Genomic DNA, 19,721 nt, shown 5'->3' on the forward strand with positions numbered 1-19,721 from the left:
TCGAGAGTTTTGCACCGCCCCCCATTGCGGCGCGCCGAGATTGCCGCTAATCACGCGGTCAGGCACCCGTAGCTCAGCTGGATAGAGCGCTGCCCTCCGAAGGCAGAGGCCAGAGGTTCGAATCCTCTCGGGTGCGCCATCTCACATTTCTCCCTTCCGAACACACCTAACAGCTTGAATGGACTAGATATTTCCGGGGTTCGAAACCCTTGATTCCGGACGTATGAGAGACGGTCAGCGAAGGCCAGTTTCAGCACCGTGCGACGCAGCTCGATCCGACCAGAATCCCAAAGATTACAGGTGTTTACAAGGAATCTCATCGAGAGTTCGAACAGTTCCTCAAAGGTGGCCTTCGGCGCGCCTGCATTTTCAGCCTTTTCCAGCAGAAGCAGCTTCTCCTGCTCCAGCTTCGCGATCCGCTTCTCATAGGCCGCGATCACGGATGGATTCTCAGCTTCGACCAGGCGATCCAGGAACTGCTCGCTCTGTGCCTCCAGCTTCTTCACCTCGCGCTCAGCCGTCTTTGCGGCCTCTGTGGCGCGCACCAGGCGCTCATCCCACAGCGTGCGCAACATCGAGCGCGCAACACCGAACAGGCTGCGGGAGGGCGTCAGAGCCTGCAGGAGATCGGTGAATTCCCCTTCAAGGCGGTCGCGGGGGATCGACTTCCGGTAGGAGTCGCAGGCCTTGTTGAAGCACATATAATAGGGGTGCTTCTTGCCGGTCTTGCTCTTCGACCAGCAGGACGTCATCGGATGGTCGCATTCTCCGCAAGCAACATAGCCGCGAAGTGGGAAGTCCTCGGCGATATCTGAGCGCGCGACGGCTTTGCGTCCGTCTGTCAGGCTGTCCTGAATCTTGCGGTAGGTCTCGAACGAGATCAGGGCGTCATGATGGCCCTTGCGGAGCGAGACGTTCCACTTCGGCACCTCAATGTACCCGGCATAGAGTGGGCGGGTCAGATACTCATAGACGCGCTGATTGCGGATTTCGCCGTTGGGGAGATCGTGCGGGAAGTCCGGCTGGGCTTCGAGGAAGCGCTTGACCTCGACCTGAGAGCCGAACCGACCGCGGGCAAAGCCTTCCAGCGCTTCGGTCAGGATCGAGGCATGCGGCTCATGGCGCACAAGCAGGTTGCCGTGGCCCGGCGTGCGTTCATAGCGGTAGCCGACCGGCGCCTGAAAGCACAAGTAACCGTTCAGGGTGCGGGCGCGCATGCGGTTGATGGTCTGCTCACCGTTCTTCTGGCGCTGATGCTGTGAGACCGAGGCGAGGAGGTTTTCGACGAGGATCGAGTCGGAGTCTTCGCCGAACTCGATGGACGGGCTCTCCAGGCGTCCGCCAGCGGCGTTCAGGTCAGCGCGCAGCGCAAGGTGAGCTTCCAGTCCGCTCGCCAGGCGGGAGATGTCATCAATGATGACTACAGGGGCATGGCGACGGTTCTGGCGCAGATAGGCAAGCATCGACATCATGCCGGGACGGGCGGTCAGGCTGCCCGACATATCGTCGCCAAACACCTGGGCGACAGCATAGCCCTTATACTTGGCATATTCGCGGCAACGGGTTTCCTGGGAGGAGAGGCCGTCGCCGCGCGTCGTCTGCTTGGCGGAAGACACACGACAGTAGATGACGGCCTGTTGGGCTTCGGAACTGTTTAATTGGTTTTGTGTGCTCATCGTGGCTCCTTCTTTTTGGGGTTTTCGGAGGATGCCACTGTTTCAGGCGCTGTAGCTTCAGGGATGAGGTAGTGTAGCACATCGTCGAAGCCGATGTCGCTATTTTTACTCAGCTTTTCCCCGGCTCTCACGCTAAATCCGATATCAACGAACGCGACCATGATGTGCCATATCGCGTTCAGGAACTCTTTCGCCTGTTCCTCACTCAGATTTTCATCTTCCAACTGATCGCCGTAGCGCTCCAGTAATTGCTGCGCCGATGGCTGGGTTTGTGCTGCGTCGTGCTGCAAAGCTCGTCCCTGTTGTCTTTCTCTATTTTCCATACCGTTGTCCTTTCCTTGTTTTGATGGTTACGTTCTCGTCCCCTCGTCTCTTTTGTCCTGCCAAGGGCACGGGGCGGCCACACCAAGCCTGGCACCCGTGCCCTTTGCGTTATCTGTCCAGTGATGGTCCCTCGCGCCCGGCGAAGCGATCAGGTGCAGGGCGTCGGGGGCGGTGCGGACGTTCCTCCCGCTTTGGCGCCTCGCGTTCGGTAGTCCGCTCCAGATTATGCTCGCGGCGGAGATCGCGGATCAGGCCATGAGCCTCGCGCGCCAGCTCTGCGACGCGCAGAAGCTCTCCGGCAGAGAACGAACTTGTTTCCTGGAGATGTCCGTCTTTGTCTTCATAGACCTCGGCGAGCGTGACGGTGTGATAGGGACCGTTCTCACCCTGGTTCTCCCACAGCGTTGCCTTGAGGCGACCGTCTCGGAGGGTTTCTATCGGTTGATTAGATGCAGGTGTTCTGTCCATGGAATTTACTCCTTTCCTTGGTTGGGATTTCAGTTTTCAGGATTTGTTTTCTGTTCTTTTTTTTGCGCTCTCGCGGAATAGAACAAAGAGAGAACATATTACATTCAGAGCCTCCATTTCAATGTAAAAATGTTGCAATACAGCATATTAGCGTTGTCTGATACTCAATCCCTTCGAACAGCTTTTTCGAAGCCGCGGCTTATTGCGGGTGTATTTCTGCGCTGTTTAGCGAAAGCCTCCTTGGAAAGGCGGGTGCCTTTCTGGCGCGCTACGATGTCGCGAACAGATTCATGGAGGACCATCCAGCCTTCACGACTGCGGCTTTCGGAGCGGTGCTTTAGTAGTTCTGTCTCTGGCCTCGCTTGATAGACCGTCCCCAGCCGTCGCACTTCATCATTGTAAGAGTTGCCACTGCCGGGTGGCGCGAGTTCTAATTGAGGGAAGTGTTTTAGGTTATCGGTGATGTAGCGCGCTTCTGATCGCTCCAGGACCGCCGCTAATAGCTGGTCCCGACGCTCACAACGGCGATAATCGCGCTCTAAATCCGTGCGGACGTTAGAGTCTGCCACAACCTCAATTCTCATTCGCAAGTCGTCTTTCCACGAAATTTGCAGCGCAGAATCGAACTCAGGTACTATTGATGATTGATCAGAGACAGGAGATTTAATGACCACTTCACATCCCCCCGATGAATTTGACTATGACAGCCTGAGTGGGCAGGTTCGAAAACTCGCCGATCAGGCCATTGCAGACGGCGCTGATCCGGAAACGGTCGCCGCGATGATCTACCAGGACAGCTTCGACGTGGCCTTCGCTCAGGGGCCGGTCCAAACACTGCGACACATCTGCTTTGCGATGGACAGATCGGAGCAGGACATGCGGACGTTTCACGCGAAGTTCGGCGATCAGCTTGATCTTGCGGAACTTGTCCAGGGAAATGTTGTCCCCAAGACCGCCTGAGCTTTGCCATCTCATGATCTGAAGCCCTCGATATAAGACCAGGACCCATCCCGGTATTGCGGCAGATGGGCATAGCGCTCGGGCACGCCTTCTATGGTGACCTTGCGCGAGACCTGACCGCCGCGCCGCGTCGTGATCGACACGCAGTCGAGCGGCGGATGGTAGGGGTTCGGATGATAGCGACCGGCCATCCACGCGCGTTCCCAGTAAGGCGCGCGGTGCCCGTAGAGCGGTGCAGGCAGACCGTCCGCAAAGATCAGCAGCCGGTCGCCGGGCATGGCCATCACTTCCTCAGGCGTTCTCAGCTTGCGCTGCTGTTTGGTGAGGTGGCGGCTCTCATAGCGCTTTTGCGCGGCCTCGAAAGCCACGTGGAAAGGATTGCGCCCTCCGAATATCCCTTGGATCAGCTTGCGCACATCGAGCGCGGCCCGTCCCTGATGAACGGGGTCATCATAGGACAGCGTCTCAATGCCAAGCATGTCGGAGCACCGCCGCGCGGTATCGATGTCGCGCACCCCGAAATAAAGCTGCAGCCCGGCACTGGAGGAGATGATGTGCTCCGCGTCCGGACTCAGCGCCCGCATCTGGCGGATGTCCTGAAAGACCGCCACGGGTCGGATGCCGCTACCCGCACTATAGGTGAAGAGCTGCACCACCTGATCAAACCCCGTCAGCCGCGCCGCTTCATCGATTATCCAGGTTTGTTTCGGGGCCTGCGGGGCGCGGGACTTGAGGGTCATCGACGCGGAAAAAATGGCCTTGATGATCGGGGCATAGGCCTCGATCAGTTCCGGCGGCACCATCATGTAGAACTGGCAGGGCTCTTCCGCGTTGCACAGATCAGCGGGCGTGAAATCGAACGGACCTGATAGCGACTCGCGGAGAACCGGATCGGACAGGCAGGCGAGCGCTTGTAGCAGTTCGCCGATGATGCCCTTCCAGCCACCACTGGAATCCTCTCTAGCGGCATGAATTTCCGCCTCAACGCTGTGACAGAGCGCGATGTCGGAGCGGTACATCTCGTATGCGAAGTCGGTCCAGCGCTCTCCGCCCTCCTGCAGAAGCAGAACGGCATCATAAAGATCGGGAAGCGTGAGGACGCCGCGCGTTTTGATCAGCGTGAGCGCAATCGCCTCGCCGATGCGCCGTGCGTTCAACTCAAAATAGCGGGACTGCGCCGCGCCGGACTTTGGCAATAGTCCTTCGAGAAGCAGTTTGGTATCGGAGAAGAGCGTCGGGCTCGACCAGCGCAGATGCGCGCTCGGATTCACCTTGTGCTGCGGCAGACCGTGTAGCGCGTGCGGATTCCAGTAGAGGCATGGCTTGTCGTCCGGTGTCTGGTTGCGCGAGATCGCTGCCAGCTCTCCCCGTACATCGAGGATCAGCAGCGTCACTTCAAACAGGACGCCAGAGCAGATGTTATAGGCGAGGATGTCGCGCAGTTTGCCGGAGCGCGCGCCTGCGACCATCAGCACGCCGCCGTCTCCGTCATAACAGAGAGGCCGCCCGTCCAGTTCGCCGCAATAAAAGCTGTTGCGACCCTGGCGGAACATACCGGCGGCAGCGCCCTCCTTCTCCGTTGCGAAACGGGCTGAGCCGAAGCGGAAGCGATCATTTCCGAAGGGATGATTCATGGTCTCAGTCCCTCCCGCGCCGCGCGAGAAGCGCGAAGGCCAGCACGAAGCCGAGCAGTGAAACCGCGAAGTAGAGCGCGGCGCGGATGAGCGCGTAGATCGAAAGCACGAGCACGCAGTGCCAGAATGTCGGGGCCCACGCCCGGACGTCCGGTCCGTAGTACTGCAGGACTTGGGAAGAGAGCCAGGGCCAGGTCCGTCCGAACGCCTCCGGCAGGAACACGAATGCACCGGCCACGCCCAGCACGAAACCGACAAGACGCAGCGCGCCGGTAAAGCCGCCTTCAGGAGCGTTCATGTCGCACCCCCTTCATACTGAAGGACTCGCACGATTTCGCGGCGGAGCCGGTTGAGATGACGGTAGCTGCCCCATACCATGCCGGAGAGTTCACTGCCCCGCAGATCACGGCTAAGAAGCTGGATTTGCCCGACGACCAGCCCGGTCAGCAGCGCCAGACAGATGCCACCCGCGAGGAACGCGATTTCATGCAGGTAGAGCAGATCAGAGAAAGCCAAGGCGAAGGCGATCCCCCCGCCAGAGAAAATCAGTGCCGTTGGCAGGAAAGGACGCCGCACAGACACGACCGAGAGATGCGCCAGAAGGTAACTGTCCCGGTGTGTCTGGACGGCGCGCGGCGTGACGATGACGGAGCCCATAATCATGACGCACCGCCACTGCAGTACGGACCACTAAGGTTACGGCGCAGTTCGCCTTCCATGCCGCTCACAGGCGCGAGTGAAACCAGACGTGCCGAGCCCGCATAGAGCCCGAGCGCGATTAGGCGTTCCTGGAGGTAGACATCCTTTGCGCATTGGCAGCGACCGCGAGCCCCGGCAGCAGCTCTTGACAACCGCCGGTTCTCCAGTTCACGCGCATGCTGTTCGGCCCGCCGCGCTGCCCCGGCCAGATCGGGATTACCGACCTGTTGGCAGAGCCGCGCTAGATCGGGATGCCAGCGACCGATCACCGATGAGCACCGGGCATCAGGGCGCGCGGAACGGGATGCCAGTTGATCCGCCAACTCGGCGCGTAGTCCGGCGTCGCACGCTTCGACCCAGCCGCTGCGTTCGATCTCTCGCTGTCCGACAAGTTGTCCCGCCCAAAGGCTGGCACCGGCATAAAGGGCAAGGGCAAGAAGACCGCCCCCGCTGATTGGGAGGGATGAGGTATCGAGCGGCATTAGCGGCGTCCTCCCCGGTTGCGGTGAGAGGAAGCCCGCGACTTTTCATGATTCTGGTCGGGCTGCTTTGAGGGCTGAACGGGCGCTAGCTCATTCTGGACGAGCTGCGCGCGCAGGCCGAAGAAGGTGTAGAGCCACAGCGTAATGGGGAAGACGAGTTCGATCACAAAGATGATCAGCGCGAGCGGCAGAAAGTGCCCGACATGAACGAGGGTATCGCTGACCCCACTGCGCGCAGGGAAAGTCGGAGCCTCAACGTCCGTCTCGTCCAACGAGGCAATGACCACTTCTAGGGCCGTGCCGTGTCGCCCGCGAAGGTCGTTTACCTGGTTCGAGATTGCGCTTTGGCCGGGAATCATGATCGGGGCCTGCAAATCCGCCGCATAGGCGGCGACAAGTGAGACCGGCAGCGCGGTGTTCAGGCTTGAGGCCACTCTCGTGATCTCACTGCCAAGTGCCTGAGCTTGAGTGCGGCGCTTCTGGACAGAGAGGCCCTCATCAGCGTTCACCGCGCGGTAGCGAGCCGAGACTTCTCTTAGGCGAGTGCCGACACGGCCTGCCTCAGCTGCGCCTTCCTCCCATTGCCTGGCAATACCGGCTGCTCTTGCCGCTTCGCCTTCCAGAACCCGGAAGACCGGACCTTCACCCCCTGTTCCCCGCCCGCTGAGACAACTTGACCGCGCCTCGCACTCTGCGCGCCCGGCCAGATCACTCGCGACACTGCGAAGAGCCGCTCCCACCCGCGCGCCTTGTCCGGCGCTCTTGCTTATCTGTTCGGCGAACACCGCCTGGTCCCGTCCGAAGGCTTCTAGGCGCAGCCGCTCGCTGCCGTCCAGGGCAAAGCCCCCATACGTTCCGGCGAACATGCCGAAGCCAACCATCAGGATAGAGCTCGCACTAACAACGCCCGCACCGGGGTTGCCAATCGCCGCGTGCAGCGCGCCTTTGTCGACGGCGAGTCGGTTGACCGCGTAGGCAGTGATTCCGGCACTGAGAGCCGCGAGAACGCACTTGATCCAGTCGAGCCAGCCATCCGCCCCGACCAGTGAGGGCAGAGCAAGCCCGAGTAAGAGCGCCGAGAGGCAGGCCAGGAGGGGAATTGCCAGCGAAGCCAGCGACGGTAGGGGTTTTCTGGGCAGGCGTTGCAGCGGTTTTGCAAACTGGCCCGGTGTCATCTCACTCATTCGTCGCATCTCCTTCGTTCATGCGCCCTTCGAACTGTCCGGACGAAGACGGACGTGGTACTGGTAGGCGCGATATGAGTGACGGAAACACAATCAGCTTCGCCGCGTACGCAAAAGCTTTTGGCGTTCGGAATGCTGCACGGGATAAAGAAAAGCGTCACAGGGTGACATATCCGAATGCGTGGCAGGACCTCTGTCGCGAAATAATGATCGCTCATAAAGAAGAGACACGTATTCAACTTGAATATAAACGCTTGGGCTGGCAGGCAATTCGTGACCTAGTTATGCAGGACTACGATCAGCCAAACGAACGAGCCGAAGTCGGGCGAGACAAGAGACTAAACCGTCAGGACCTCGAAGCTTGGGCTAACGGCACCTATCTGAACGATGACAAGTTCGGGTTCATTGATCGCTATATAAATGGTTTGCGGCTCGACGAAGAACCACACAACGAACTCATCAACGCCAAGCAGAAATATACAATAGCTCAGGCTGCGATGATCTCACGCATGTACCAACGTCGCCGACTAAAAAGTGGAATGATAGACTACCTGCAGGAAGTTACTGGCGAGTTCCTTTATACTGACGAAATCGACGGATCACCCTATAAGCACATCGTACTACGCTTCGAAATTGCCTCGTGCAACGTAATCAAGATTTCCGCTGCATACTGCAGATTTGATATCACCAAGCAGAATCCGGGTGAGATGGCAAACGCTGTCTTCTACGAGGGCTTCCTCATACCTGTTCCTGCAGATAATTCGGAAAGCGCTAAGGAGCCGGGCTTGTGGGGCATTCGGTCGGACTCATGGTTCTGTTGGCTAAAGCTCTATCGCCCGGAGTTCCAGGGCAGTATGATCGATGGCTGCGCGGACGGACGTTTGGAGTACTTATTTATCCAACCACCTGAAAGCGATTTCGTTCATATTACTATTAATGCCAAACTTCCAAATTCTATTTTTTCGCCAGCAGGCGAACACTCGCTCGGAAATCAAAGCCTGCGCCAAGCCGAGGAAAATAAGTCAATAATATTCCAACACGATCAGAAGAACCGTGATTTTCTTGCGCGAATTTTTAACGAATGTTATAAAGGATATCTATTTTAATGAGTATTAACCAAAGTAAATACATGAATACCGATGCCAGCCCACCAAATACATTCAGAGCCGCTGAAAATAATGATGTAGAAGAGCTTCTAGCCGCTTTAAAAGACTGGCAGTCCCTTTCAGATCGGGATGCGCGTTTTCTCAATCGAACGCCAGTTCACATCGCCGCCGCAAAAAGCAGCAACGACTTTCTGGCATCTGCATCGCAGCAGGAGAGTTTCGATCCGCATCTAAGAGATGACAACCTCAGAACCGCATTTGATCACGCTGACGCCTACTGCAATGAGCGTGGAAAGAAGATACTGTTCGATAGCATGTATGATGATCTTCGTGCGCCAGATGATCGCTATATCGATTACTCGGACAATGAGCCTAGTCCATTTTTCCCAAGCCGGGGATAAGAATGTTGCAGCATCAGGAAATCCAGATTCTCTAGGAAAAAATATTCATTTAAAGACGAATCCTTTTTTTGGATCTATCACAAGCACAACTTGCAAATAATTAACCGAAACGCGTTGAAAGAAATTGATCTAATCGGATAAAGCGAGCTGAAACTGTTCATCTCAATCCGGCGGAACGTAGTCGCCATAGGTCGGCAAGAGCCGCCTAAGTTCCGCGTCCATTTCCTCGGCCACGTCCAGCGGCGGCAACGTCTGCTCAAGGTGTTCGCGAACATACCACGCAAGGCGCTCTTTCCGTCCCTCGAACCGCCGCACCTGTTCGGCAATGCTCAAGGGCGGCTGCAAGATAAACCACTCATGGGAATAAAGCTTCGGCTCGGCTTGGCCGTAGGGCGGGGGACGCTTGCCAGCCATGCCTTACCCTGCCGCCTTCTTCGCCCGCCACGAAAGCCGCAGCTTTCGGCGGTGAACATTCAAGGCAATATCAAGCTCCTGCGCCCTGCGGGCTGGGCGCGTGTGCCTGATGGTTTCAAGATCGCGGAACGCTCTGGCGGCAAGGTTGGCCAGCTTTGCAAGGTCGGCGGTGATCTCGTGCGCGTTCATCGGTTCTCATGCCATTTCTGCCGGAAGCGATTGGCGCTGTCGGCCAAAGCTGCGGCCAGTTCCGCGCCTTCATGCGTGACCGCCAGCCTTTTCGCTTCCTCGGCCAAGTCCTCAAGGCAGCGCCATTGCGACCCCGTAACCTGCGCTGTGCCATAGGTCGGCAAGAGCCGCGCAAGATCGCGGTCTATCTGCTCGGCCACGTCCAGCGGCATCATGTGGCCGTGTTTCTCGATGATACGCCTCTGTGCTGGTTTAATTCCCTTGGCCTTACGCTCGAACCGCCGCGCAATCCGCGCCAGCCGTTCAGGCGGGCGCTGCATGTGCCATGCGGCTGTGAACGGGGGCGGGGTTTTCTCGCTCATGGCTGTGCCCGCCTCCGCTTCTCTGCCAGACGCTCGGCCAGCCAAGCGCGTCCCCAGACGCGGGGCAGTAGGGTCTTGCCAGCGTCCAGCTCGTCACGAAGTTGAAACGCCACCTCCAGAAACAAGGTGCCGGAGCTGAACGGCGCATCCTTCTGCGCTCTCGCCAGACGGGCGGCATAGTGCTGTTTCATGGCCGGATCGGCCATGCGGCGGGCGTAGCTCAGTGGAATGTGCATCCCTGTCACCTCCTGAAGAAGCTCTAGTGTGATTGCTGCAGGCTAACAGATTCTGCGCGTCGCATACAGGTACCTCAGCAGAGGTCACGTAGGATCACTGCCCCGTTCTGCCACTACGATGGCCTTGCAACTGTGCTCGGACGCAGCGCCTGATTTTCAGTTTAGCGACGAACGCAAGATGTGCGGTGTAGTACACCGCATCTTGGCAAGGGGACCCGCTGCGCGTCCCCGTTGCATCCCTCCGGCCTTTGGCTGGTCTCAGGGTACCAAACCCGTCATCCAGCCAGAGAACGTATCACCGTTCAATCACTCGCGGGAGACTTCGCTCTCCCTGCACCCATCGATCAAAGGGGCTATCGCGCCCCTTGAAACCCACTCGCAGGACTTGGAGACGTCCCTCTCCACCTGCACCGAACCATGGACAACCTGCCGTCAGGTTGATCAACGATCAGGGGAGCGTTCCTGCTACCCCCGATACCCCCACGACCACTTCATGGAGACGACTTCGTCGAGGCCACCCTCGCGCGGTGCCTCGCCGAAAAATTTCGAAACCTTCTTCTTGAGGTGCGCATCAGTTTTGTGCACTATGTCTAAAATGGCTCTTTTGGGGATGTCATGTGAAGACACTTTCAGCACGTGATGCCAAGAATGGTTTCGGACACTTAATGGATACCGCTCGCCAAGAGCCAGTATTAATTGAAAAACATGGGAGGCCCGTGGTGGTTGTCCTTGCTATAGAAGAATATGAACGAATTACATCTGTTAAAAGACAGCCAACCCAGCACAAAAACGAGCAGTGAAATGAACGAAAAAAGTCCTCAGATTCAAAATCTGAGCAGCTTCGTTTGGTCTATCGCAGAAATATTGCGTGGGGACTTCAAGCAATCTGAGTATGGAAAGGTAATCTTGCCTTTCGTGGTGCTCAGACGCCTAGATTGTATTCTTGAGGCAAGTAAGGATGACATTCTTGCAGCCGCGCAGTCTCTACCAGAGGGTGTTGATGATGCTACTCGCGACATGATCCTCTTCGGAGCCGTTGGCGGGAACACAAAAGTCTATAATCGCTCTCGGTCTACCTTCGAAAAATTGCGCGGCCAAGACCCACGTCAGCTTCACGACAACTTAGTTGATTATGTCACCAACTTCTCTGATAATGTCCGAGACATTTTCCTCGATAAATTCCTGTTCACCGACCAGCTCAAACGCCTAAAGGATGGTGGTATTCTTTGGAACGTGTTCGAGCGTTTCTGCGAGATTGATCTTCATTCTGACACTATCTCCAACCTTGAAATGGGCTACCTCTTCGAGGAACTGATCCGCCGCTTCTCAGAAATCTCAAACGAGACGGCAGGGGAGCACTTCACCCCCCGCGAGGTGATCCGCCTCATCGTCGATCTTCTCATTGCCAATGACGATGAGAAACTCACCGGGCGGGGCATCATCCGGCAAGTCTACGACCCCGCGTGCGGGACGGGCGGTATGCTCGCACTGACCGAAGAGGCGTTGAAAGACTTCAACGACGCGATCCGCGTCGAGCTCTTCGGGCAGGAGCTCAACGGCGAGTCTTTCGGCATCTGTAAATCCGACATGCTCGTGACAGGCCACGACCCTGAGCAGATCGCTTTTGGCAACACGCTCACGCAAGACGCCCATGCGGACAAGCGTTTCCACTACATGCTCTCCAATCCCCCTTACGGCGTGGACTGGAAAAAATACCAAGACCCCATCAAATCCGAGGCTGAGAGTCTTGGGATGGAAGGGCGCTTCGGGGCAGGGACGCCCCGTATATCAGACGGGCAACTCCTTTTCCTTCAGCACATGATCTCCAAAATGCGCGATGACGAGATCGGTTCGCGCATCGGCATCGTCATGAACGGCTCCCCGCTCTTCACAGGCGGCGCAGGATCGGGCGAGAGTGAAATCCGTCGTTGGATGCTAGAGAACGATTGGGTTGAGGCTATCGTCTCCCTCCCCACCGACCTTTTCTACAACACCGGAATCCAAACCTATGTCTGGCTCCTGACCAACCGCAAAACCGTCAACCGGCGTGGGAAAGTGCAGCTCATCGACGCGAGCGGCGAACGCTTTTGGAAATTCATGCGCAAGGCCCTGGGCAGCAAGCGCCGAGAAATTCCTGAAGAGGCGCGCGCCGAGATCGTGCGCATCTATGCAGGCTTCCTCAACGGCGAGAGCGGGGAGGGCGAGGTTTCCCGCATCTTCGATACCGCAGACTTCGGCTACCGTGAAGTCCGTGTCGAACGCCCACTGAAACTGAATTTCTTGCTCGATGCGGAGCGGCTTGACCGCCTGTCTGACCAAAAAGGCTTCGCTAAGCTGGAAGAGGACGAGCAGGCGGAAATCCGGTTCGCGCTGAATGCTATCGGCGACAAGCTCTTCACCAACCGTGCCGAGTTCGACAAGGCGCTGACTGGCGCGTTGAAGAAAGCCCAGATCAAGATCGGGACACCTCTCAAGAAGGCGATCATGGCGGCGCTGTCCGAACGGGATGACGAGGCCGACATCTGCCTGGACAAGGACGGCAAGCCCGAGGCCGACACCGATCTGCGCGACCACGAGCTTGTGCCCCTGTCCGAGGATTGGCGCGACTACATGGAGCGCGAGGTGCTGCCCTTCGCGCCAGACGCTTGGGTTGATCAGAGCCACACGGACGCGCGCGACAGGCAGGTGGGGCGCGTGGGCTATGAGATCAATTTTAATCGCTACTTCTACAAGTATGTGCCACCCCGCCCGCTCGAAGAGATCGACGCAGAGCTGAAAGCGCTAGAAGCTGAAATCGCGGGACTCCTGAAGGAGGTAGCAGCGTGAGGCTAGATGTAATCGACAACCACCGCTCACGTTTCGTTCCGGTGATATCAGGTTGGCACCAACGAAAGATGCGTTTTGCGGTGAGATCCTACCAGACAAAAAAGAACACGGACGAGAATCCTACAGTCTTGTCGCTCACAAAAACAGGGCTCAGGGTAAAGACCGATTTGTCGTTTGGAAAATCAACCGAGAACTATATTGGGCATCAGATCGTTGAGCATGGACAATTCGTGTTTACCCCACGAGACTTTGATGCAACCCCAATCCTCTGTGGCGTTGCCGATACTCCAGGGTGTATCAGCAATCTTTATATCGTATTCGACGTATCTCCGCATGTCGACGCGAAATTCTTAGAATACTATTTCTGGGGTCTCAAATATGGTTTTGAGTTCTTTGAAAAATTGTCGTTTGGGATGCGCTACTCCTTCAATCGAACTCAATTCGAGAATATTCCACTCCTGCACCCTGACCTCGCGGCGCAACGCAAAATCGCCGACTTTCTTGACCGCGAGACCGCCCGTATAGATCAACTGATCGAGAGGAAACAGCGGCAGGTCGAGCTATTGCGTGAACAACAAAAGTCTTTTGCGACAGTCGAAGTCACGGGTTCAAATTACTCTGAAAAATCGGGCACTGGGTTGGGCCAACTGCCATTTGCGCCATCACATTGGCGAGTTCATCGCGTCGCGACAGTATTCCGCGAGTCTTTCGAGATGGGCGGTGAAGAGCTCCCCGTGCTTTCGGTCTCAATCAACTGGGGCATTTCTGATCGTGAATTAGACGATGAGGACCGCCATCGAATTGTGACGCATATCAAAGACCGAAACGCTTACAAGCGTGTCCGAGTAGGCGATCTTGTCTACAACATGATGCGCGCTTGGCAGGGTGGCTTCGGTGTTGCAAGAGTTGATGGGCTGGTTAGTCCAGCCTATGTCGTTGCTCGGCCATCCGAAGAAATCCACGCTCCATTCTTCGAGCACCTACTAAGAACCCCAATGTGGATCGAAGAGTTTAGGCGGTCCTCAAAGGGAATCGCTGACTTTAGGCAGCGACTCTATTGGGAACATTTTCGCCAAGTCGGATTAGTGCTTCCGCCGCTTGAAGAGCAAGTCGAAATTGCAAATCGGATCGCCGCAAATGATGCAGAAGTCGAAGCGGTCCTGACTCCAATACGAGCATCAATCGAGCGCCTAGCTGAATTTCGTTCAGCCCTGATAACCTCCGCTGTCACGGGCCAGATCGATGTTATGACTTGGGGTCAGTCTAAGCATACCGACCACCGCCTCGATCAGATCGAAGAGGACATAGCTCTTCGGGAGGCGCGCGCATGAAGGATGCACAGAAGCCAGATCATGTGAGCCTGAATACGCTCATCAGTCGGATGCGCGAAGGGCGCTTCGTCATTCCCGACTTTCAACGAGAGTTCGAGTGGGCTCCGTGGGACATCCGAGACCTAATGCGCTCGATCTTCTCTGACTACTACATAGGCAGCCTGCTGCTCTGGAAGGCCAAAGACCAGAACATCAAGCTTCTCGCTTGTGAGGGGCTCTATGGCTACCACGGCGCCGGATCGCCCGAGTACATAGTGTTGGACGGGCAGCAACGTCTCACGGCAATGCACTACGCTTTTCTTGCACCTGACATCCCGCTGCCGAACCGTGCTAAGCGTGCGATCTATTTCATACATGTCGATAGGTTCATGGCGGGCGAAACGGACGAAGCCTTTGGCTACGAATGGCTCTCAAAAAAGAGCCGCGCTCTGATCGACAGCCAAGCCATCCAATTTGAGCGCCATGTTTTCCCGCTCCCAGTGATCGGAAAAGGCGGTTTCGAACTTTACAAATGGGTGGAGGCCTACGGGAATTTCTGGAAAGAGAAAGCTGACGCAGCCGACACCGATGAGGAACGGGCAATCGCCGAGACTCACGCGACAAACGCGACCGCTTTCGGTGAGGAGATGCGCGAAACCATCGAACAGTACCAAATCTCTCATATCGAGCTGGATCGGGAGCTTGGGGTTGAGAAGGTTTGTGACATCTTCACCCAGATCAACAGCAAGGGTGTTCAGTTGGACGTGTTCGATCTTTTGAACGCGCTGATGAAGCCCAATGACATCCAGCTCAAGCACATGTACCGCGAGGCGCGCGACCGCCTGAGCTTCATCGATACGCCGAAGATGAACGTCTACATCCTTCAGGTGATGTCGATCCTGCGCCAGAGCTATTGTTCACCTAAGTACCTCTACTTCCTTCAGCCAGGTGTCGAGAAACCTGTTCGACTTCCAGACGGCACGCGTCGGCAAGACGTGCTTATGAGGAGCACTGAAGAGTTTGTCGCGCTCTGGGATCAGGCGGTGAACGCACTTGAGCGCGTCATCGAGTTGCTTAGGCATCCGCAGGAATACGGTGTCGTCGGTCAGGCCTACATCCCTTACGCTTCAATTGTGCCTGCGTTCGCAGCGATCAACACGCTTGTCGCCGCTCAGCCTTCGAAAAAGCAGCTCTCAGCTCGCCGTAAGGTCCGTCTTTGGTATTGGGCATCCGTATTCCTTACCCGCTATTCAAGCTCGGTGGAATCCACGGCAGCGCGTGATTTCACGGCCATGCGGGAATGGCTCGGCAATGACGAGGCAAAGCCCGTCCTCATCGACGAGTTCGCGCATTCGTATCGAAACCTTGATCTGCGCAGTGAGGTGAAGCGAGGCTCTTCGATCTACTCGGCGATCTTCAATCTCTTCGTGCTTGCTGGCGCACGCGACTGGATGACCGGAGATGTGCCGCGCTACGGCGACCTAGATGATCACCACATTGTTCCTTCTTGGTGGGGACGAGAGAACAATCTCGGCACAGCGATCAATTCGATCCTCAATCGATCCCCGCTCACTAGCGACACGAACAGAAATGTTATTCGCGAGAAGTTGCCCAACGAATATCTGCCTGAACTGATCGCGGAGAACGGCGAGACGACAGTGCTTGCCATTCTTGAATCGCACTTCATCAGCAAAGCGGCTCTGAAGATTCTGCTTCGCGACCCCTTTACCCCAGACGATTACGAAGACTTCCTTGCCGAACGACACCGCACTTTGCTCGACGGTATCGAAAACCTGCTCATCAAAGAGCGCTTGGATTTGCCGCCCAATCTGCGCAAGCTGGATGCAGAGATCGAGGGCATCGAACTTGGGTTGAGGAAAGTCATCGTCTCAGCGGTAGAGAACAATCCAGGTCATCTCCCGCCCCATCTACTCGACAATGCACAGCAGCGCATCCAACGAGCACTTAGAAAAAACGCGTCGCTTGACGCTGAGCGGTATGACCACGCCGAAGGCGTTTTAGAGCATTTTGATCTGCGCGAAGTTCAGGACACGATCCTGTCCAAAGCTCTCTGGGAACGCTTCGCCGATCGTTTCAAGAACAAAGAAACGCTTGCGCAGAAGTTTTCGCAGCTCGCAGAGCTTCGCAACAGTATCCGCCATAGCCGAACCGTAGACGATATCACCCGAAAGGAGGGCGAAGCCGCTCTTGCGTGGTTCGAGAAAGTGCTCGCCAAATGACCTCACACACAGCTTCCAATCTTCACAAGGAGGATGTGCTTCAAGAGCATCTGATCGAAAACCTAGTTTCGTCCCAAGGCTATCTTCGTCGCGTTGGTTCCGAAAAGAGCCGTGGCTACGCAGGTGAAATCCACTTCGACAAGCCGTTGGCGATGGACCGTGAACTTGTCATTCGGTTTCTGAAAGAGACGCAGAAGGAGTCTTGGGAGAAGCTCGAACAGCATTATTCGGGTTCAGCCGAAGATGTTTTGTTCAAGCAGCTCGACAAGGCTCTCAAGAATCGCGGCCTGTTGGATGTGCTCAGACAGGGCCTAAAGATCGTCCCAGGCATTCCGTTCGTGTTCTGCTATTTCCGCCCAGCAAGTGGCTTAGAGCCCAAACGCATCGCCGAGTATGAAGCGAACATTCTCAGCTTGATGGATGAGGTCGTCTACAGCCAGAAGCACGGCAACCGTATTGATGTCGTCCTCTTTCTGAACGGGCTGCCAATCGCAGCGATAGAAGCAAAGAATCTTCTGACAGGCACGACGTTCAGACATGCAGAAAAGCAGTATCGCACTGATCGCTCGCCTGCGAATGAGCCGCTACTGACCTTCAAACGTGGCGCGCTTGTTCACTTCGCCATCGATGAAGACAATGTGTCAATGACCACGCGCCTTCAGAATGGGAAGACGCGGTTTCTTCCGTTCAATCGCGGGCGCGATGGCGGCGCGGGCAATCCCGATGTCAAGGGTGAGCACCGTATCGCCTATCTCTACGCTGACGGTGATTGGGGCTCGGCCATCTTCTCTCGCTCGGTCCTGATCGACATCATCGGCCAGTTCATGACGTTAGAGGTGACTGGCAAGAATGAAGTAATGATCTTCCCGCGCTTCCAGCAGCTCGATGCGGTGAGGAAAATCATGACGCACGCCCGCATGAACGGCGCAGGGCAAAACTATCTTGTTCAGCACTCGGCGGGTTCGGGCAAGTCCAACACGATTGGCTGGCTCTCTCACCATGCAATCAATGTGCACGATGCAGATGACGCTCAGGTCTTCCACACCGCGATAATCGTTACAGACCGCATCGTTCTCGACCGCCAGCTTCAGAGCACGGTCTCGCAGTTCGAACAGACGCAGGGCGTCGTGAAGAAGATCGACGGTACGTCCCGACAGCTCAAGGACGCAATCGCGAAAGGTGCGCGGATCATCGTCACGACGATTCAGAAGTTCTCGACCGACCACCTCAAGGCGCTCTCGGGCCAAAGCAAGCGAAATTTTGCCGTGATCATCGACGAAGCCCACTCAAGTCAGTCCGGCAAAGCTGCGCAGTCAATGACAGATGCGCTTACGCGTGAAGCTTCGTCGAGTGACGATATCGAGGACCTGATTGCGGAATATCAGAAGGCTCGCGGGCCACAGTCCAACATCAGCTTCTTCGCTTTCACGGCTACCCCTCGCAACGTCACGCTTGAGCGGTTCGGGGTGCAAGGCCCTGACGGTCTACCTCATCCATTTCATCTGTATTCGATGCGACAGGCCATCGAAGAGGGCTTCATTCTGGACGTGCTCCAGAACTATATGACCTACAAGGCTTACTATCAGCTCGAAAAGACCATCGAAGATGATCCCGAGCTAAGCGGGCGGCGCGGCCAGCGGAAAGTCGCGCGATACGCAAACCTTCATGCGACAGCAATCGGCCAGAAGGTCGAGATTATTGTCGAACATTTCCGTCGCCACGTCATGGGGATGCTGGGCGGTCAGGCCAAAGCCATGATTGTCACCCAAAGCCGCGAGCATGCACTGCGCTATTATTTCGGGGTGAAGAAATACATCCGCGAGCAAGGCTATGGAGACCTGAAAGCGCTCGTTGCATTCTCTGGCGATCTTGAACTGGACGGCGAGACCTATTCAGAAGCTGATCTGAACGACTTCTCGGAAACCGAGCTTCCTGGCCGCTTCGACGGGTTCAAGCCAGATGGCACGCCGTACCCGGAGACGTATCAAATCCTGATCGTCGCCGAGAAGTACCAGACGGGATTCGATCAACCCAAGCTTTGCGCCATGTATGTAGATCGCAAACTCGCAGGTCTTCAGGCAGTGCAGACACTCTCGCGCTTGAACCGCACCCGAGCAGGCAAGGATCAGACATTCATTCTCGATTTTCAGAACACGATTGAAGACATTCAGACCGCATTCAAACCCTTCTTCGAAGCGACAACCGTCGAAGCTATGTCCGATCCGAACATGGTCTACGACCTGGAAGGGCGGCTCTATCGCTTCGGCTATATCGATAGGGAAGAGATTGAGCGTTTCGCGCAAACCTACTTCAAAGGACCGCTAAGCGGTGCTGATCGCGCCCAGCTTGAAGGCCTCGTCAAACATGCTGTCGCGCGCTTCGAAGCAGATGACGATGAGGGGCGGCAAGAAGAGTTCCGTCAACTCTTGAAGAGCTTCGGACGCTTCTACAGCTTCATTGCGCAGATCATGCGTTTGGAAGACACAAGTCTTGAGAAGCTTGCGACCTACGGCAACTGGCTCTCAAGACTTCTGCCGAACCGTGAAGTTCCACCCGAGATCGAGATCACCGACGACATGCTCCGACTACAGGCCTTCAAAGTAGTTGAGAAAGAGGCCGGCAGTGCATCACTCGGCGCTGGCGATACTGAGGCTTTGAAGGCCATAGTGAGTTCGGTGCCAAGCCGTATACAGAGGACGAGAAGAAGGAATTATCCGAGATTGTTCAGGCGTTCAACGAGCGCCACGGTACAGACTTTTCGGAAGCCGATATGATCCGCTTCGAACAAGTCAACCGCGATATCATGGACGAGGACATGACCGAGATGCTGCGGAACAATCCGCCCGATGTCGTGTACGCGGCCTTCCGTGATGCATTCTTCCAGGGTGCGATCCGCATGTTCCAACGCGACAACGAGATGAAAAACATTGTCCTGACCGATGCAGAGGCGCGAGACAAGGCTACGCGGCACTTCTTCAACCGTGCGCTGAGGGACGCTAGGGGAGACCACATTTAGAAAGGCGTCTATGACTTATGGCTGAGAAAGATGAAGAATTACAAAGGTTAATGGCCTCAAAGCTATTTGACGTCGAACATGCCCTTGGGCTCTACGGGGGGTAATCCTCCCCATGGTTAAGGGGATGCGGAAGTAGAATTTTCTCGGCAGACTCGATGAGGAGATTCTGATGAAGAAGACGAGATTTACCGAGG

21 protein-coding genes, 1 tRNA gene and 1 pseudogene are annotated in these 19,721 nt (G+C 56.2%); 10 read left to right on the forward strand and 13 right to left on the reverse strand.

The window, feature by feature from the left end:
• The first annotated feature begins 62 nt into the window (after positions 1-62).
• Positions 63-139: transfer RNA gene (locus BLT73_RS15885), tRNA-Arg, on the forward strand.
• A gap of 493 nt (positions 140-632) precedes the next feature.
• On the opposite strand, the pseudogene BLT73_RS15890 reads toward BLT73_RS15885, so the two are convergent.
• The 4 genes and pseudogenes from BLT73_RS15890 to BLT73_RS17115 all read right to left on the reverse strand — a co-directional run.
• A pseudogene (locus tag BLT73_RS15890) lies at positions 633-1,676 on the reverse strand (recombinase family protein); the annotation flags it as partial.
• A complete protein-coding gene (locus tag BLT73_RS15895) occupies positions 1,673-1,999 on the reverse strand; it encodes a hypothetical protein (protein ID WP_143025702.1) in 327 nt (108 codons plus the stop codon). The gene BLT73_RS15895 and the pseudogene BLT73_RS15890, both read right to left, overlap by 4 nt.
• A gap of 109 nt (positions 2,000-2,108) precedes the next feature.
• A complete protein-coding gene (locus BLT73_RS17110; protein WP_143025703.1) occupies positions 2,109-2,468 on the reverse strand; it encodes a hypothetical protein in 360 nt (119 codons plus the stop codon).
• Between the two features lie 164 nt (positions 2,469-2,632).
• On the reverse strand, positions 2,633-3,052 hold the full coding sequence (locus BLT73_RS17115) for a hypothetical protein (protein ID WP_143025704.1): 420 nt from the start codon (positions 3,050-3,052) through the stop codon (positions 2,633-2,635).
• A gap of 82 nt (positions 3,053-3,134) precedes the next feature.
• Between BLT73_RS17115 and BLT73_RS15905 the strand changes: the two genes are divergently transcribed.
• Positions 3,135-3,428 carry a hypothetical protein gene (locus BLT73_RS15905; RefSeq protein ID WP_090525453.1) on the forward strand — a complete coding sequence of 98 codons (294 nt, stop codon included), beginning with the start codon at positions 3,135-3,137 and terminating at the stop codon, positions 3,426-3,428.
• A gap of 11 nt (positions 3,429-3,439) precedes the next feature.
• Here BLT73_RS15905 and BLT73_RS15910 read toward each other — a convergent pair whose 3' ends face one another.
• The 5 genes from BLT73_RS15910 to BLT73_RS15925 are packed head-to-tail and all read right to left on the reverse strand — an operon-like array spanning position 3,440 to position 7,427.
• The gene (locus BLT73_RS15910; protein ID WP_090525455.1) at positions 3,440-5,062 is read right to left on the reverse strand and encodes a type IV secretory system conjugative DNA transfer family protein; all 1,623 of its coding nucleotides are present in this window, start codon (positions 5,060-5,062) and stop codon (positions 3,440-3,442) included.
• Positions 5,063-5,066: 4 nt separating this feature from the next.
• The gene (locus BLT73_RS15915; protein WP_090525457.1) at positions 5,067-5,360 is read right to left on the reverse strand and encodes a hypothetical protein; all 294 of its coding nucleotides are present in this window, start codon (positions 5,358-5,360) and stop codon (positions 5,067-5,069) included.
• Positions 5,357-5,725, reverse strand: a complete 369-nt coding sequence (locus BLT73_RS15920) for a hypothetical protein (RefSeq protein WP_143025705.1) — start codon at positions 5,723-5,725, stop codon at positions 5,357-5,359. The genes BLT73_RS15915 and BLT73_RS15920 overlap by 4 nt, the downstream gene beginning before the upstream one ends.
• Positions 5,722-6,243, reverse strand: a complete 522-nt coding sequence (locus BLT73_RS17120) for a hypothetical protein (RefSeq protein WP_143025706.1) — start codon at positions 6,241-6,243, stop codon at positions 5,722-5,724. The genes BLT73_RS15920 and BLT73_RS17120 overlap by 4 nt, the downstream gene beginning before the upstream one ends.
• Positions 6,243-7,427 carry a hypothetical protein gene (locus BLT73_RS15925; RefSeq protein ID WP_090525461.1) on the reverse strand — a complete coding sequence of 395 codons (1,185 nt, stop codon included), beginning with the start codon at positions 7,425-7,427 and terminating at the stop codon, positions 6,243-6,245. The genes BLT73_RS17120 and BLT73_RS15925 overlap by 1 nt, the downstream gene beginning before the upstream one ends.
• Before the next feature lie 74 nt (positions 7,428-7,501).
• Between BLT73_RS15925 and BLT73_RS15930 the strand changes: the two genes are divergently transcribed.
• Together BLT73_RS15930 and BLT73_RS17125 are read left to right on the forward strand one after the other, a co-directional pair.
• Positions 7,502-8,533, forward strand: coding sequence for a hypothetical protein (locus BLT73_RS15930; RefSeq protein ID WP_143025707.1), 1,032 nt, complete (start codon positions 7,502-7,504; stop codon positions 8,531-8,533).
• On the forward strand, positions 8,533-8,934 hold the full coding sequence (locus BLT73_RS17125) for a hypothetical protein (protein WP_143025708.1): 402 nt from the start codon (positions 8,533-8,535) through the stop codon (positions 8,932-8,934). The genes BLT73_RS15930 and BLT73_RS17125 overlap by 1 nt, the downstream gene beginning before the upstream one ends.
• A gap of 162 nt (positions 8,935-9,096) precedes the next feature.
• On the opposite strand, the gene BLT73_RS15935 is transcribed toward BLT73_RS17125, so the two are convergent.
• Genes BLT73_RS15935 through BLT73_RS15950 form a run of 4 tightly spaced genes read right to left on the reverse strand, consistent with a single transcriptional unit; the run spans position 9,097 to position 10,135 of the window.
• On the reverse strand, positions 9,097-9,348 hold the full coding sequence (locus BLT73_RS15935) for a hypothetical protein (RefSeq protein WP_090525465.1): 252 nt from the start codon (positions 9,346-9,348) through the stop codon (positions 9,097-9,099).
• A 3-nt stretch (positions 9,349-9,351) separates the two neighbouring features.
• Positions 9,352-9,537, reverse strand: coding sequence for a hypothetical protein (locus tag BLT73_RS15940; protein WP_090525467.1), 186 nt, complete (start codon positions 9,535-9,537; stop codon positions 9,352-9,354).
• Positions 9,534-9,899: a hypothetical protein gene (locus BLT73_RS17130; protein ID WP_143025709.1), complete on the reverse strand. Its 366-nt coding sequence runs from the start codon at positions 9,897-9,899 to the stop codon at positions 9,534-9,536. The genes BLT73_RS15940 and BLT73_RS17130 overlap by 4 nt, the downstream gene beginning before the upstream one ends.
• Entirely contained in the window at positions 9,896-10,135 is a 240-nt protein-coding gene (locus BLT73_RS15950) for a hypothetical protein (protein WP_090525471.1), read from the reverse strand. Before BLT73_RS15950 ends, BLT73_RS17130 begins: the two co-directional genes overlap by 4 nt.
• A gap of 665 nt (positions 10,136-10,800) precedes the next feature.
• Here BLT73_RS15950 and BLT73_RS15955 point away from each other — a divergent pair.
• The 6 genes from BLT73_RS15955 to BLT73_RS17510 are packed head-to-tail and all read left to right on the forward strand — an operon-like array spanning position 10,801 to position 19,527.
• Positions 10,801-10,935, forward strand: a complete 135-nt coding sequence (locus BLT73_RS15955) for a type II toxin-antitoxin system prevent-host-death family antitoxin (RefSeq protein WP_245727376.1) — start codon at positions 10,801-10,803, stop codon at positions 10,933-10,935.
• On the forward strand, positions 10,880-12,961 hold the full coding sequence (locus tag BLT73_RS15960) for a type I restriction-modification system subunit M (RefSeq protein WP_245727374.1): 2,082 nt from the start codon (positions 10,880-10,882) through the stop codon (positions 12,959-12,961). The genes BLT73_RS15955 and BLT73_RS15960 overlap by 56 nt, the downstream gene beginning before the upstream one ends.
• Positions 12,958-14,292 (forward strand): restriction endonuclease subunit S, encoded by a 1,335-nt coding sequence (locus tag BLT73_RS15965; protein WP_143025710.1) that lies wholly within the window; start codon positions 12,958-12,960, stop codon positions 14,290-14,292. Before BLT73_RS15960 ends, BLT73_RS15965 begins: the two co-directional genes overlap by 4 nt.
• On the forward strand, positions 14,289-16,511 hold the full coding sequence (locus tag BLT73_RS15970; protein ID WP_090525479.1) for a GmrSD restriction endonuclease domain-containing protein: 2,223 nt from the start codon (positions 14,289-14,291) through the stop codon (positions 16,509-16,511). Before BLT73_RS15965 ends, BLT73_RS15970 begins: the two co-directional genes overlap by 4 nt.
• The gene (locus BLT73_RS15975) at positions 16,508-19,285 is read left to right on the forward strand and encodes a type I restriction endonuclease subunit R (protein WP_218132559.1); all 2,778 of its coding nucleotides are present in this window, start codon (positions 16,508-16,510) and stop codon (positions 19,283-19,285) included. Before BLT73_RS15970 ends, BLT73_RS15975 begins: the two co-directional genes overlap by 4 nt.
• Positions 19,282-19,527, forward strand: a complete 246-nt coding sequence (locus BLT73_RS17510) for a hypothetical protein (protein ID WP_218132560.1) — start codon at positions 19,282-19,284, stop codon at positions 19,525-19,527. Before BLT73_RS15975 ends, BLT73_RS17510 begins: the two co-directional genes overlap by 4 nt.
• Positions 19,528-19,721: the final 194 nt, after the last annotated feature.

Origin of the sequence: Paracoccus isoporae, assembly GCF_900101865.1 — a bacterium.
In the GTDB taxonomy this organism is placed as follows: Bacteria; Pseudomonadota; Alphaproteobacteria; order Rhodobacterales; family Rhodobacteraceae; genus Paracoccus; species Paracoccus isoporae.